1 pseudogene is annotated in these 670 nt (G+C 40.1%); it reads right to left on the reverse strand.

The annotated features are described in order from the left end of the window. Positions 1 to 370 precede the first annotated feature (370 nt). Positions 371 to 670, reverse strand: a pseudogene (locus tag AB4496_RS26125) (GntR family transcriptional regulator); the annotation flags it as partial.

Raw genomic sequence — 670 nt, forward strand, 5'->3', positions numbered from 1 at the left:
GTTGGCAACCGAGTGAAGAACGGTTTACCACGCGAACTCGTGCGCGATAAGAACCTATTCTAAATAGCTTTCGGGCTTAACGGCTTAACGAATCGCACAAACAAAAAGCCCAAACAATGTTAATTGTTTGGGCTTTTTCTATTCTACCGGTCATGTAACTCTGTGTGCGAGCGCTTGTAAATCAACGACTAATTATACAAACATCAATTCAAGTCACTATTTCAAATAAGAAAAATCGCACTTTAGGGAATCTAAACTAGACTTCAACCTAATAGTCAAAAGATTGAAACGATTAGCGTAGGCTCTTCGGAGCCCTTTCCCCTAAGCCCAAACAGGAAGGTTTGGGCTTTTTTTTGACCGAAAGGATCGCTTATTTAACTAAGCTGATACCTTCTTTGTCGATAGTGATCTTGCCAGATTTGTACAAACCACCAATTGTCTTCTTGAACGTACCTTTACTGGTTCTGAATGCAGAGAAAATAGCTTCAGGAGAAGACTTATCATTCAAAGGCAGGTAACCGCCCTTCTTCTCAAGAAGATCCAGAACCTTAGTGCTTAGGTCATCCATCTTAGCGACACCAATTTTCTGAAGAGACAAATCAATCTTACCGTCTTCTTCACGAACATTTTTAATGTAGCCTTTTAGTGTCTTACCAATAAACAGCTTACC

Origin of the sequence: Vibrio sp. 10N.222.46.A1 (assembly GCF_041473595.1) — a bacterium.
GTDB lineage: Bacteria > Pseudomonadota > Gammaproteobacteria > Enterobacterales > Vibrionaceae > Vibrio > Vibrio tasmaniensis_A.